General features: G+C 47.6%; 10 protein-coding genes. 7 read left to right on the top strand and 3 right to left on the bottom strand.

What is annotated here, in order from left to right; genetic code table 11:
* Position 1 precedes the first annotated feature (1 nt).
* Positions 2 to 3205 carry a SusC/RagA family TonB-linked outer membrane protein gene (locus CLV60_RS06205; protein ID WP_229210837.1) on the bottom strand — a complete coding sequence of 1068 codons (3204 nt, stop codon included), beginning with the start codon at positions 3203 to 3205 and terminating at the stop codon, positions 2 to 4.
* Positions 3206 to 3392: 187 nt separating this feature from the next.
* Between CLV60_RS06205 and CLV60_RS06200 the strand changes: the two genes are divergently transcribed.
* Positions 3393 to 4103 carry a FadR/GntR family transcriptional regulator gene (locus CLV60_RS06200; protein WP_106594524.1) on the top strand — a complete coding sequence of 237 codons (711 nt, stop codon included), beginning with the start codon at positions 3393 to 3395 and terminating at the stop codon, positions 4101 to 4103.
* 12 nt (positions 4104 to 4115) lie between these two features.
* Here the strand turns inward: CLV60_RS06200 and CLV60_RS06195 are convergent, their stop codons facing one another.
* Positions 4116 to 4739 carry a hypothetical protein gene (locus CLV60_RS06195; RefSeq protein WP_106594523.1) on the bottom strand — a complete coding sequence of 208 codons (624 nt, stop codon included), beginning with the start codon at positions 4737 to 4739 and terminating at the stop codon, positions 4116 to 4118.
* Positions 4740 to 4822: 83 nt separating this feature from the next.
* A complete protein-coding gene (locus CLV60_RS06190; protein ID WP_106594522.1) occupies positions 4823 to 5404 on the bottom strand; it encodes a Crp/Fnr family transcriptional regulator in 582 nt (193 codons plus the stop codon).
* 463 nt (positions 5405 to 5867) lie between these two features.
* Between CLV60_RS06190 and CLV60_RS06185 the strand changes: the two genes are divergently transcribed.
* The 6 genes from CLV60_RS06185 to CLV60_RS06155 all read left to right on the top strand — a co-directional run bounded on the left by CLV60_RS06185 (position 5868) and on the right by CLV60_RS06155 (position 13549).
* Entirely contained in the window at positions 5868 to 8273 is a 2406-nt protein-coding gene (locus CLV60_RS06185) for an FtsX-like permease family protein (RefSeq protein WP_106594521.1), read from the top strand.
* Between the two features lie 733 nt (positions 8274 to 9006).
* Entirely contained in the window at positions 9007 to 9597 is a 591-nt protein-coding gene (locus tag CLV60_RS06175) for a TetR/AcrR family transcriptional regulator (RefSeq protein WP_106594520.1), read from the top strand.
* 225 nt (positions 9598 to 9822) lie between these two features.
* On the top strand, positions 9823 to 10590 hold the full coding sequence (locus tag CLV60_RS06170; RefSeq protein ID WP_106594519.1) for an SDR family oxidoreductase: 768 nt from the start codon (positions 9823 to 9825) through the stop codon (positions 10588 to 10590).
* 38 nt (positions 10591 to 10628) lie between these two features.
* A complete protein-coding gene (locus CLV60_RS06165) occupies positions 10629 to 11435 on the top strand; it encodes an SDR family NAD(P)-dependent oxidoreductase (RefSeq protein ID WP_106594518.1) in 807 nt (268 codons plus the stop codon).
* A 137-nt stretch (positions 11436 to 11572) separates the two neighbouring features.
* Positions 11573 to 12451, top strand: a complete 879-nt coding sequence (locus CLV60_RS06160) for a strictosidine synthase (RefSeq protein ID WP_106594517.1) — start codon at positions 11573 to 11575, stop codon at positions 12449 to 12451.
* A 96-nt stretch (positions 12452 to 12547) separates the two neighbouring features.
* Positions 12548 to 13549, top strand: coding sequence for an NADP-dependent oxidoreductase (locus CLV60_RS06155; protein ID WP_106594516.1), 1002 nt, complete (start codon positions 12548 to 12550; stop codon positions 13547 to 13549).
* Positions 13550 to 14139 lie beyond the last annotated feature (590 nt).

Here is a 14139-nt window from a genome sequence, read left to right as displayed (position 1 = left end):
TTTACAATGAAATATTCAAGCCCAGGATAATCGAGCGGGGTATCGGATACCTTCCCCTGTCGACTCCGCCCTCCTCGGGGTTCAAACCCTTGTAGCCGGTGAAGTAATGCAGGTTGTTTGCCGTCACGTTAAGCCGTAAGCCGTTGATTTTCGCCCTGTTCAAGATCGATTTGGGGATGCTGTACGCCAGGGTAAGCTCTCGCACGGCGAGGTAATCCCCCTTTTCGTAGTACATCGAGTTCCCGCCGCCGATACCTCCGCGGTACAGGTTATTCTGCACCTGCTGATCAGCCCAGTAGAACCGGGGAATATCGGTAATGTCGCCGGGCTTCTGCCAGGATCTCTTCACGTCCGAAAGCAGCCCTATTTCTCCCTGAAACTGGCCGATCATCTGCGCCCTGGGATAATTCTGGATCGTGTGACCGGTCGTGTAATCCATCCGCAGCAGCAAGCTGATCCCTTTGTATTCCAATGAATTTGTAAAACCGCCCGTCCAGACCGGGTAGGGATTTCCCACATACACCCTGTCCTTCTCATCGATCACATTGTTTTGATCCGCATCCTGCCAGTTCACATCCCCGCCATACTTCGTCTTGTTGGCACCCGTAACCAGGTTGTCCACAGGGCCTGCGGCGGCTTCCTCGTCGGTGGCGTAAATGCTCAACTGCTTGTAAGTATACATGTCGCCGATCCGGCCGCCCTCTTGCAAGCCGCCCATCCAGGCATAGCCATTCGTAGCCGGGTTCCAGACGTAGACGCCGCCGATACGGTTGTTCTCAATGCCATTGTAAGGCAGGCTGAGGATTTTATGCTTGGTCTGCGCTGCATTGAAAGAGACATTCCAATTGACGGCGCTGCTCGCCGGAAGCACGCGGGCGCTCAATTCAAGCTCCACGCCTTTGTTTTCCAGGCTTCCCAAATTGGTGAGCACGCTCGAAAAGCCGGTCGACATCGGAAGACTTAGCGAGGTCAGCAGGTTATCGGTGACCCTGCGGTAATAGTCAAAGAGCAAACTGATCCTGTTTCCAAACAAACCTACATCGGCACCGAGATCAAATGTCTTCGAACGCTCCCATTTCAGATCCGAATTGGAAATAGTCGTATTCAGCACGGCAGCATTGGTCGAGTACTGGTTGCCAACGCTGTAATTTCCCTGCGCGGTAAAGTCGCCCAGGCCGCTGATGTTACCATTCACGCCATAGCTTGCCCGCAATTTCACGCGCAGCAGATTTTCGGGCAGTACCTTCCAGAATTCCTCCCGATGCAGGTTCCAGCCGACCGACACACCCGGGAAAACGCCCCATTGGTTGTTACGCCCCAGGTTGGAAGCGCCGTCGTAGCGCGCGCTGAGCGATACCAGGTATTTCTGGTCAAAATCATAGTTGATCCGCGAAAAATAGCCGATCAATACCTGGCTGCTCTCCGATCCGCCCACGGCAACCGGCTCAGCCGATGCATTCAGGGTTGGTACCAGGTCGGACGCGGCCTTTCTACCCGTCGCACTCAACCCGGTGCTGATCCGATTAAAGTAGGAAATACCTGCCTTCACTTCCAGATTGTGCTTTCCCGCCAACGTTTTGGCGTAAGTCAGCACACCATCGGCCTGGTATTGTTCGGTTTTATCAAAAGATCCCGTCGCGTTGCGCGTATCCACGTACAAACCCGGCCCGTTATAAAATGCTTCCTGGAAGGACCGCGCTTCGAGCGTAGATTTGAACAGAGACAGCTGGGGATCGAAAGAGAGACCCGGCAAAATGTCCCAATGCGAGCCGATTGCCAGCGTCAGGTTATCCCGGTTGTTCTTAGCCTTGATTTTATTGAGATGATACACCGGATTACCGATGCTCTGCCCGGTCCCGGGCGCCAGCGTGCCATCCTCGTAGGCGTATTTGGCCGTCGGGGCGAGTCCGCTGGACCGCTCGAAAAGGGCATTGTCGGAAATGCCCTGATTATTACCCGAGCTGGAAAACATCAACCTGCTGTAAAAACGAAGCTTGTTACTCACGGTCAGGTCACCATTCAGGTCAAAGTTCAGCCTCCGGTATTTGGTGGTGATGGCAATGCCCTCGGCATCCATATAACCGAGCCCGGCGCTATAAGTCGCCTTTTCTGTGCCGCCGCTGACCGAAACATGATGGTTTTGAGACAATGCCGTTCTAAAAAGAAGGTCCTGGTAGTCGGTACCTTTAAAAAGCAGCGTTTTGCTCGGATCGACCGGATCGGGCATGCTTTCCCATCCTTCTTTGAGTTTATACTCGTTGGCGGGCGTCAGATACTGAGTCGTATAAGCGGTGTTGTTTGTCAGATCGTTCCCGGTGCCGGAGCTGTTGGGCAACGTCAGCTTGTTAAGGTTGGCGGGGTTCTTGACCGACGATGCTACCGTGCCCAGCCGCTGAAAATAGAGCCAGTCGCGCGCGGAAAGCAGGTCGTACCCTTTGGCAAGGCTCGACATCGTGGCATCGTACTGATACGAAACCCGCACCTTGCCCGCCTTCCCCGACCGCGTGGTGATGATTACCACACCGTTAGAAGCCCTGGCCCCGTAAATGGCCGTAGCAGCCGCATCCTTCAACACCTGCATGGTTTCAATCTCTTCCGAGCTGATGTCATTCATATTGGAGCGGATAACGCCGTCGATGATGAAAAGCGGCGCCGAGCCGTCCGGGTTGTTGATCGACGTCCCTCCCCGCAGGATAATGCGCGGCGCATTGCCGGGTAATCCCGACGTACTCTGCACCCGCAAGCCGGCGATAGAGCCTTGCAGGGCCGAAGCGGCATTGGCGAAAGGGATATTCTCAAGAACCTTGCTGTCGAGCTTGGAAATGGAAGAAGTGATGTTTTCGCGTTCCTGCTTTCCATAACCCACCACTACCACTTCATTCAGGTTGTTCTGGTCGGGTTCCAGGACCACGTTCATCTCGCTCCTGCTTCCAACCCGTTCTTCATGCGTACGATAACCTACGAAACTAAAGATCAAAATGCTTTCACTGGCCACGCTGATCTTGTATTTCCCTTCGGCGTCCGTATTCACTCCCTGCTGGCTGCCTTTTACCAGGACAGTCACAAAGGGCAACGGCTGGTTGTCCTGCCCGGACTTCACCTGCCCGGAAACTACCAGATCCTGCGCATACACCGCCGAAACCGCAGACCACAAGCCTGCGAAAATCATCAGTGTTTTGATCGTTTTGCTTTTAATGTACCGCATAAAATTTCAAATCATAAAGGTTTATATCGGGAATTGTCAGAAATACGAAAGAATGATTGGTTGTTTATTTGTCCTACAAATATAATTATAGGATTTTAATATAAAAGTGTTTGTCTGAAAATATTATAAAACTTGTCGATGTAGCCATCTTTGACTTACCTTTGCCCGCAAAAGGAAACTGAGATCAATGAAAGCGAGCGCACTAGGGCCCATGGAGAGCCTGTCGATGACCGACAGGGTGGAAAACATTCTGAGGGAATATCTGATGGACAATGGTTTCAAACCGGGCGATTCGTTGCCCAACGAAACCGAGATTGCACAAAAACTGAATGTGAGTCGTAATGTAGTCCGCGAAGCGCTGAGTCGGCTAAGGATGCTGGGCCTGATCGAGAGCCGCACGCGGCGCGGGATGATTATGGCGCAACCCGATCTTTTCGCGGGTATTGAGAAGGTAATGAGCCCATCGATCCTGAGCCACGACAACCAGAAAGACCTTTTCGAGCTACGATTGATTCTCGAAATGGGGATCGCCGAGTTCCTGTTCGCCCGCAAAACCGACAAGGACCTCGCAGAGCTTGAAGCGATCGTCAATAAGCAGAAAGGCCTGAAATCGCTCTCGCGCGAAGACGAGATCGAGTTTCATGGCAAACTATACGAAATGACCGGCAACGATACATTCAGGCGTTTTCAGACGCTGTTGTTCCCGGTATTCGATCATGTATTCAAGGAGTATCTGGATAAGGGCGTTCATATGGATTTGCCCAATCCCGTTTCGCACGCCGATCTTTTCGAGGTCCTGAAAAACGGCACCGCCGGGCAGTTCCGCAACGCAATGTACGTGCATCTGACGCCCTATTTTACGACAACGCTTAAAAACGGGGGGCTTTCGCCTTCATAGCCGTGCCTGGCATTAAAAATTTACCCCAAAATGCAGGCCCGGCTGCCAGAAGAAGACTCTTGGCCATCTGTCGTCAACCTGTTTGAACGAATCAGGCATAGTTGATTGATATGGCCGATGGGTCATTGCTATGGAAGGTTGAAAAAAAAGCCTGTCCTTGAAAAGCTTAATGTGATATCCAATGGAGTAAGTATTAAATATCTGAAAGCCTTTATCAATCTTCTTACCATTATCATTTACAAAAGTTTGAAAAGCAGGCATCACATCAACCTGGGCAAAAAGACCATTCCATAAAAATCTTTGATAATTAAGTGAAACCCCATGCTCACGAATATACCCTGGAAACCCCTCACCTTCCGCTTCAAATGATTTTCCATAGGGAATCCCGATAGGCCACGCATATTTCCAAGTTTTAAATTCAAGCGAAATTACATCCCTTCCCGTGATACGATATCCTAGATTCAGATAAACCATTTCAGGCGGGTTATTATCAGGTATCACGTTGGCTATCATAAATAAGGTACTTCCTATAAAGTACTTTCTATATGTGGTGTCTTGTTTGGAATACTGAGCTTTAAGTTGCAGACTGCCTGCCATCATTAAAATGAAGGCATAATATAGAACGTTCTTTTGCATATCCTTCCGCTATGGTTAAGTGATAGCGCAAAATTAAGTCGGCAGGTAGCTTAAAAACGTTCACTTAAGTTAAGAAACGCCTCTTAACCCCTATTTTTCTCAAAAATCCTCGCCCTTAGCCTGCTTAGTGATTGTGGCTTTATACCAAGGTAACTTGCCAACTGATGCTGCGGAACGCGTTGAATCAAGTCCGGTCTTTTGTGAAGCAGATTCAAATATCGTTGTTCGGGTGACGACGTCTTAAACTCGTCAAAATTAATTTGTTGTTTAGCTAAAAGTTCTTCTGCCAGTATTCTGCAAAGGGTTTCAAACTTTGGAAATTTACTAAACATTTCAGCTTCCATATCAGGATTTGAAACTAGCAGAATTGCATCACTCACGCATGATACATAATATTCAGAAGGGGCTTTATTGATAACACAATGCGGTGTCAAGGCTTCCATTTCGGTGTAGAAAGCGGTTGTTTTTTCTTCTCCTTCTATCATATAATATGTCCGAATGCACCCTTTAAGAACAAAGTAACCATCATCGGACTTTTCGCCTGCGCTGAGCAAAACCGTTCCTTTTTTTGCTGTGCGAAATATAGCTAATGAAAGGATTGCTTCCTTTTCATCGTCTGTCAGTGGAATGTATTTTGATATGAAGTCAAATAGTAAATCCTGCATTGTTTTGGTTGTTAATTTTGAGGCTCTCTTCACTTACTTGCACATAGTGCAGGGCCTTTTGATGTCGCTATGCTCTACCAATCGAAAAATCAATTTAATATACTAAAAATCAATAACTTAAATAGTATTTAAAACTCTCCTGGCAACGCATAATCCCGACACCAATTTCAATAAATTTCGTGCTACTACCAAATCGGCTTTTCGGTATAAAATCAGAATTTACCGCAATTTCAAATTCAACCTGTATGCGATTGACGTTTGTTTCAGCCCTTCCATTGAAGAATCCGTTATAGCAACCCCGCTAAGTCCATTACCGAACAAAATATGTCCAAAACCGCACATCTTATTTTGTCGTAAGTGGTTACAAATGGCCCAAAAGCGGTTTTGCCTTCATGGTACGGAAATTGGACTACGCTAATCCGGCGGCCATTACCGACCCGCCTCAACGTCCTAACTCCCCATTATGCTCTATAATTATATCAAAATAGCATGGCGTAATTTGCGTAAGAATCAGGCTTACGCGGTTATCAACATCAGCGGACTCGGACTAGGCCTGGGTTGCGCTTTACTGATCTTCGCGCTGGTCCGTTTTCACTACCAGATTGACCGCCATCACCGCAATTACGACCGGATATATCAGATCACTTCCCGCTTCACATCGTCGTCGGGCGCATTCAACATCCAGGGCATTCCTTACCCGCTAGGTCAGGCCGTCCGGAACGAATACCCTGACATCGAACATGTGGCGATGCTGGAAGAATGGTATTCGCCGATGGTAGCCGTGCCGGCTGTGAACCAGGCTGACAAGAAAATCAAGGACAAAACACACCACGGCGCATTCGTGGAGCCCGCCTTTTTCAATATTTTCGACTATACCTGGATAGCCGGCGGCCCCGACGAACTGAGCCAGCCGGGCACCGTGGTGATGAGTGCTGAAATGGCCCGTAAATGCTTCGGTTCCACAGCCCATGCCATAGGCCGGCTCGTACGACTGGATGCGCGCATTCCCGCACGTGTGGTGGGCGTATTTGCCGACTACCGCGACGACACCGACCTTGCTTATTCGGTGATGGCTTCCTGGCCATTGGTGAAAGAACAGCTCAATGGTCGCCCCGAAGATCAGCCTTTCGACAATACCAATGGCAGTACCCATTGTTTCGCCCTTTTCAATGATCGGTTTACAGTCGCGGACTGGAACCGCGAACTGCCGTCATTTGTCAAAAAATACAATCCTGCGAAGGCGAAAGAAACGTCCTACCCGGCGGTGCTGTTCAGCAGTATGCATTTATCGCCCGAATTTGGGGGCGTGAGCCGCGGGCTGCTATGGTCGCTAGCACTGATCGGCATACTTTTGATTGCTACGGCAAGCATCAACTTTGTAAACCTGGCCACCGCACAGGCGCTCAACCGAGCACGGGAGGTAGGCGTGCGCAAAGTGTTGGGCAGCACCAAGACGCAGCTTTTCTGGCAGTTCATCGGCGAAACGACGCTGATTGTACTGACGGCATTGGTGCTTGGGATGGTAGTTTTCAATTATGGTCAGATATTGGCGCAAACTTATCTGCACGGGCCGTTCCGGTTTACCTTCTATTTCTCACCGGAGGTCGCCGGCGGGCTGGTTTTGCTGGTATTGGCAGTTATCTTGCTGGCGGGCTTGTACCCGGCGTTAGTGGTGGCGGGTTTTCGTCCGGTGGTAGCACTGGCCGGACGGCTTACCACGCAGCAAGCTGGCAGGTTTTCGCTAAGGCACGGGCTGGTGGTCATGCAGTTCGCCATTTCACAAATGCTCATCATCGGGCTCATTGTGGTTGCCAACCAGCTGCACTACGTACAGACCAAGGATCTCGGCTTTCGAAAAGATGCCATCCTAACGGTAGGCCTACCCAACGTACCTTCTCAGGATGTCGGAAAAATGCGCGCTTTCCGCAACCTTGCCAATGCACTTCCCGACGTCGCCAATGTGAGCTATTCGATGGGTGGCCCTCCCCAGTCGGGCTGGATGAGCCAGACGAGAATACGCTTTGACAACCGCCCGGAGGAGGAGCCATATGGCCCCCAACAGGCCTGGATCGATGCCGATTATGTGGGCTTGTATGGTTTGAAATTGGTGGCTGGCCGTAACCTGCAACCGTCCGACACTGCCCGCGAAACACTCATCAACGAAACGCTTATGAGGCGCCTGGGCTTCACCCAACCTGCCGATGTAGTGGGAAAACACCTGCATAAGGCTGGCTTTGCGCCGCTAGAAATTGTAGGCGTATTAAAAGATTACAACCAGTTGGACCTCCGCCAGCGCATTAACCCGATGTTCCTGACTACCCTAGCCACCGGTTATTATTCGGCCAACATTCAGCTCCGGTCTGCTGATTATGGCCGCGCATTGAAACAGTTGGAGAAAGTCTACAACCAGGTATATGCCGACAGCTTTTTCGAGCCGAAGTTTGTGGACGACCAGATCCGGGAGAATTATGAGCAAGAACAAACAATGGGCCGTTTAATCAACTTTTTTGCCGGCATAGCGCTACTTATTGGGTGTATGGGTTTGTACGGCCTCATCCTGTTTATGGTTGTGCGGCGCACCAAGGAGGTGGGTGTACGCAAAGTGCTGGGTGCGAGCGTAGGCAGCATTCTCTGGCTATTCAACCGCGAGTTGCTGCAACTCGTTGGCATTGCATTTCTGGTCTCCGGGCCGGTGGCATGGTGGGTGATGAAGGACTGGCTGAGCAACTTCGAATACCGCATTTCCCTTAGTCCTGCCATCTTTCTGCTGGCATTGCTGGTAACGCTCATTATCGCATTGATCACCGTGAGTTTCCAAAGTGTGAAAGCGGCGGTAATGAATCCGGTAAAGTCGTTGCGAAGTGAGTGATATCAGGTGAAAGGAACTTTACTGTCAGAGTAATTTTGTGGCTTGATAAGCTAGCAAAACCAAACTCGTGTGGCAAGGCTGGTAACCGAAAGGGTTGCCAGATGTTTCGATGTGAATCGATAGAAATTCTGAAACAAGCTGATTTTCAGAACAATTTAAAACAAAAAAGCGCCCTCAAAGGGCGCTTTCAGTGATCCCGCTGGAATCATTTTTATCGCCTAACTGTCTCAAAAACAGCAATCTTTTAGTCTCTAATTTCCAGGTTACCGGATAGGTTACCAGATGAAATGATCAATTATGAGCAGACTTGACAGATTTCTTACTACAAATCTACAAAAAATCAGAGCTAGTTAATGAAATTTATTGCGCACAACGAATCGCAAGATTACCAATGCCGAACATTCTGTATCCGCCACCGCACCGACACAGTGTAGGCTCATCAATGAAGTTGTACCAACTGTCTACCTGGAGCTGCGAAGTGATAATGGTCGAACTGTTCCCATAGCGGTCTTCAAGTATGTCCAGCCTTTGATATCCTTCGCCATGATCAACAGATCGCTATTTAACTGATGTCCACCGGTAGTTACTTCCGGCGCGGAACCGAGGAATACGTGTTCCGAGATCTTCGTTTAAAAAGAAGGGTCTGCCCCGACCTTGCGCTGACTCAGAAAATATTTTTTGCAAAAATAAACTTTTTAGTATATTTTTGTCCCGAAGTAACAACAAAACGATCATGCTTACAAAGGCAGAAAGAACAAAACAATTTATTTTGGAAACAGCCGCGCCGCTGTACAATGAGAAAGGTATATCCGGTGTCAACATCGATGATGTCCTTGCTGCTGCAAAGGTCACCAAAGGGTGCCTTTATGGCCATTTTGAAAGCAAAGACGATCTTTCCGCGCAGGTCATTGACCTTTTACTGAAAAAGGTTTCTGACAAAATACGAATGGCCGTCTATCCGCATAAAACGGCAAAAGCAAGAGTATTTGCTTTTATGGACTTTTATAAGGACCCGATCCAGACTTATATACCGGGGGGGTGCCCCATCTTCAATACAGCGGTAGAGGCCGATGATAACCATCCTGCGGTTAAGCAAAAGGTGAGCGCAATCATCAGGGCGGGTCAGCAGGAAATCACCGCTGTTCTTCAGGAAGGGATACGGAATGGGGAATTTTCAGATAAACTCGACCCGGCCGTCTTTGCTTTTAAAATGGTAGCCGCCATAGAGGGGGGAGTGGTGATGTGCAGGGCGATGGACACCGTCAAGCCGATGTACACGCTGATCAAAAGCCTGAAATCCGAATTGGAACAATATGAACCGTAATTTTTTTTGCAAAAAAAAATAAACTAAAAAGTATTTTTTTGAATAAGAATAAACTAAAAAGTCTAAAACCAAACATCATCATTATGAATAACAACCAAATTTTAGCCCTTACCAAAAACAGTTTAACCTTCGGGTTGGTGAGTCTAAAAATCTACGCGCTTGCAAAAATATTTCAGAGAAAGCACCCCATTAATTAATCCCTAACAACAGCTGAATTAAATCGATATGAAACTAAGTGCAAAAACAATACTGATCACCGGAGGGGCCTCGGGCATAGGGCTTGAAGCGGCAAGGCAATTTTTGGATCTGGGAGCCAAGGTAATTGTAACGGGCAGAAACCAGCAGAAACTGGATACGGTTAAAAAGTTGTACCCGCAATTAATTGCCATCAGAAGTGATGTAGCTAATGCCGGAGATGCGATGCTCCTTTTCAACCGGGTTAAAGAGCTGGGAGGTATTGATATCCTTTACAATAACGCAGCCGTGCTCGTACCACCATCAAATTTGGGTATCGCAAATGACAAACATGCAGAGGCGGCTGCCTATGAAATGGAAGTCAATTATCTCGGTGTGATAAGGCTAAATAATCTCTTTCTGGAAATGTTGCAATCAAGGAAAGATGCTGCGATAATCAACACAACATCGATACTGAGCCAGGCTCCCTCCTTGATTGAGGCCACCTATTCGTCGTCTAAAACTGCACTGGCCTTCTATACTGTCTCGCTCCGTGAACACTTAAAGATTATTGGCAGTAATGTAAAAATATTTGAACTAATCCCGCCACTTGTCGCCACTGAAATGACCCAGGACAGGAATGACAAAAAAATATCTGCGGAAGAAATGGTAAAAGGCCTTATCGACGGTTTACGAAAAGAGCACGAAACTATCCGTGTAGGAGACGCAAAACTATTTAATCTGGTTAACAGGTTTTTCCCAAAAATTGCCTTTGGATTGCTTAACCCGAAGAAGACCCATCAACTTTTAAAGAATTGAAGCAAAAATTAAAAGATCACTTTTCTAATACAAATAACATGAAACAAACAATCTTAATAACAGGTGCGTCATCAGGTTTTGGACTTCTGTTGGCTAATAAGCTACATGAAAGTGGCTATAAGATAATTGGTACAAGCCGAAATCCGGAAAAATATCAGTCTCAGGTCCCGTTTAAATTGCTCAAATTGGATATTAATGATGATAAATCAATTCATTCTTTCAGTAAAGACCTGTTCAGTCAGATTAATCAGTTAGACATATTGATTAACAATGCAGGTTTCTATTTGTCCGGACTTGCCGAAGAAACTACTATTGAGCAAGGCAGGAAACAACTAGAGACCAACTTTTGGGGAACTGTAAAACTTACAAACGAGTTGCTGCCTTATTTTAGAAAACAACGTTTTGGCAAAATAATCACATTAAGTTCGATTATGGGATTAATCAGTCTTCCGGGTGGTGCTTATTACGCCGCTTCCAAGCATGCCCTTGAAGGTTATTTCAGGGCGTTGCGTTTTGAAGTAAATGAATTTAATATAAAAGTGAGCATGGTTGAGCCAGTTGGTTTTAAAACCAATATAGTCTCTAACTCTATGGTTGCGGAAAATAGAATTGGCGACTATGACGTATATCGCAAAACTCTTGAAGATTATACAAAAGATTTATTTTCAAAATCAGAAGAGCCTATTGCTGTTATAGAAACTCTTTTAAAACTCGTTGAAAGTAAAAATCCGAAATTTAACCACCCTGTAGGTAAAGGCTCTACTTTATTCCCTGCAGTACAGTTTCTCTCTTTTAAAACCTTTGAAAATTCGATAATCAAAACAATCAATAAATTTAAAAAATAGCTAAACGCCTTCCCATGCACAGCTGCATATCTATCGATAAACCGCGCACGAGATGTGTTCCAACAATCCAATGATTTTGTAAACAGGCCCCGGCTTTTTAGCTTCCTGACTGAGACAAATAAAATAATATATCCAAAATGAAAAAGATAATAGCCATCCTCTTACTAGCCTTCGTTGCAGGCCGAGCTACGTTTGCACAAAACGCGGCATCAAAACCTGAAAAGGTGAATACCGATGTCCGATCAGAAAAGCACCTGTCCTCTTCGATACTCCTCTGGATGCGCATTGACAAAGCTCGTCAGCAGGGAATGGACCGCTGGAAAGGGCCACATGCTAAAATAATTTCTGCCAACAAAGGGTTGTGGGAGTACCGCCAGATCCACCTAAGTGAAAACAATCCTGGCCTGTGGCCAGGGGTCGAAGGCGTGCAAACCGCGATACCTTCAGACCGTAAAATAGACGGGGTAGCAGATGTTACTCTGAAAAATTTCTTTTCGCTCTTCCGGGGCAAAAAACAAAACAAGCTCGCCTACAAAGATGAAGTAAACCTGTTTAAGCGTACCATACTCTACGCAGCAATGCCTAAATCATCCCGCTGGTATGAGGTGGCCCAGCCAAACCAAAAACCTGATGCCCGAAGCATTGTTTTCCTCCGGATAAAAGAAGGCGTGAAAGAAGATGATTTTAAAAAATTTATCGGTGAAGAGCTTACCCCTGCGTTGGCCAATACCGGCGCATTAGCGGAATTAAGAAGCAAGATATACATGCCCTGGAAACAAAAACAATGGAATACCCCCGATGTCGCACATGACAACGCACAAGCAGTGCAATTTCAGGCTTCATTGATGCTGGGTTTCACCGATAAAAACGCCATGGAGAAATTCTTTAAGAGCGAGGATGTCAAAAAACTTTCAGGGCGGTTATTTGTTTTCTGCTCGGCGGTCCACGCTTATGAAATAGATGAGACGCTGACCTTTGTGAAAGACGGAAAAGAACTTTCCCAAGGTCAAAAATAGCAAGGTAACACCTGTCAACCTGTTGACCGCTATTCGGACTGCTCAAGACGGCACACTGCCAGAGGCATAACTAGTTCAAACATTCAAAGAAACAACATGAAAGCATTCATCATTGATCGTTACAAGCCCAAAGACGGCATGCATATGGCGGAGGTTGCCGACCCGGTGGCGGGGGAAAACTATGTCCTCATCCGGGTACATGCTGCCGGTGTTAACCTGCTTGACTCCAAAATCAAAACGGGCGAGTTCAAAGCCATGTTACCTTATAAATTCCCCCTGATCATGGGGCATGACGTGGCAGGCGTCGTGGTCAAGACCGGCGCCCGGGTTAAAAAGTTCAGGGCAGGTGACCAGGTATATGCGAGACCGGCCGATTACCGGACCGGAACATTTGCCCAGCTGATAGCCGTCCATGAAGCTGACCTGGCCCTGATGCCAGACTCGCTTTCCATGGAAGAGGCCGCATCAATCCCACTGGTGGGCCTCACTGCATGGCAGGCGCTGGTTGAAAAGGCTAACCTGAAAAAAGGCCAGAAAGTGTTTATCCAGGCGGGCTCGGGCGGCGTGGGCACGTTCGCGATACAACTGGCCAAACATCTTGGTGCTACGGTAGCGACAACTACCAGTGCCGCCAACATCGAACTGGTAAAAAGCCTGGGTGCCGATGTGGTGATCGACTATCGGACACAAGATTTTGAAACGATTCTTAATGATTACGATGTGGTCCTGAACAGCCAGGATGCCAAGACCCTGGAAAAATCGCTTCGCATATTAAAACCTGGTGGAAAACTAATTTCTATATCCGGCCCTCCGGACGTGGAATTCGCCAGGAAAACCGGGTTGAATCCATTGCTAAAAATCCTCATGTTCCTGCTAAGCTTTACAACAAAAAGAAAAGCCAGGCGGCTTGGCGTGGACTACTCGTTCCTCTTTATGTGGGCCGACGGAAGTCAACTGAGCAAGATCACTGATTTGATCAATTCAGGATTCATACGGCCGGTAATCGACAAGGTCTTTCCCTTCGCGCGGGCAAATGATGCCTTGGCATATGTAGAAAACGGGCACGCCAAAGGCAAGGTGATCATTAAGGTAACATAATATCACGGCCGGCCAGTTACCGGCTGATGAAGGCTTATAGTTCCCAATCATACCGTCAAAAGTTTTACATTGGCGCATATGGCCAATTTTGAACTAATTCAGTCAACGCCACCCAAAATCAACCCTTTTCTTTTGAGCAAACTAATCCCTCAGACTGGACTGCCTCTTTCAGTTGTAGCCGATCGCACTTGCTCTTAGAGCCGTAAGACTACAGGAGAAGTCTTATTGCAGCCTTGAGCTCATGCACAGGCCGTAAGCATTACTCGCAGGATGATATCAATCGTATGGATACCCTGATACATGTGCTCCATGCGAGATCGCGTAATTTATCGTAAAAATCAGGGGACGCTGCCTTCATGTAATATGAGGCGGCCTCTCCTGTTTCGGGAAAGCAAGAGTAAGGCTGCAGGCCCATCTTAGGTTCATGCGGTTGACATGTAGCGCAGCTATTGCGCCGTATTTTGAGGGTTAGTGCGGCTATTACCTAGTCCTGGGTGGAAAATTCGGTGAAATTGACCACCTCAATACGGTTTAAACTGACCACCTGTTCCGGCTGAAATTGACCGCCTTGTTTCGGAGCAAATTGACCA

The sequence above is a fragment of the Dyadobacter jiangsuensis genome, assembly GCF_003014695.1.
In the GTDB taxonomy this organism is placed as follows: Bacteria; Bacteroidota; Bacteroidia; order Cytophagales; family Spirosomataceae; genus Dyadobacter; species Dyadobacter jiangsuensis.
Note: the sequence above shows the minus strand (reverse complement) of the source record. Positions and strands in the feature narration are given on the sequence as shown.

Bases quoted from the DNA above. Each gene is read 5' to 3' on its own strand.
- CLV60_RS06205 (WP_229210837.1), bottom strand. From the start codon at position 3,205: ATGCGGTACATTAAAAGCAAAACGATCAAAACACTGATGATTTTCGCA.
- CLV60_RS06200 (WP_106594524.1), top strand. From the start codon at position 3,393: ATGAAAGCGAGCGCACTAGGGCCCATGGAGAGCCTGTCGATGACCGAC.
- CLV60_RS06195 (WP_106594523.1), bottom strand. From the start codon at position 4,739: ATGCAAAAGAACGTTCTATATTATGCCTTCATTTTAATGATGGCAGGC.
- CLV60_RS06190 (WP_106594522.1), bottom strand. From the start codon at position 5,404: ATGCAGGATTTACTATTTGACTTCATATCAAAATACATTCCACTGACA.
- CLV60_RS06185 (WP_106594521.1), top strand. From the start codon at position 5,868: ATGCTCTATAATTATATCAAAATAGCATGGCGTAATTTGCGTAAGAAT.
- CLV60_RS06175 (WP_106594520.1), top strand. From the start codon at position 9,007: ATGCTTACAAAGGCAGAAAGAACAAAACAATTTATTTTGGAAACAGCC.
- CLV60_RS06170 (WP_106594519.1), top strand. From the start codon at position 9,823: ATGAAACTAAGTGCAAAAACAATACTGATCACCGGAGGGGCCTCGGGC.
- CLV60_RS06165 (WP_106594518.1), top strand. From the start codon at position 10,629: ATGAAACAAACAATCTTAATAACAGGTGCGTCATCAGGTTTTGGACTT.
- CLV60_RS06160 (WP_106594517.1), top strand. From the start codon at position 11,573: ATGAAAAAGATAATAGCCATCCTCTTACTAGCCTTCGTTGCAGGCCGA.
- CLV60_RS06155 (WP_106594516.1), top strand. From the start codon at position 12,548: ATGAAAGCATTCATCATTGATCGTTACAAGCCCAAAGACGGCATGCAT.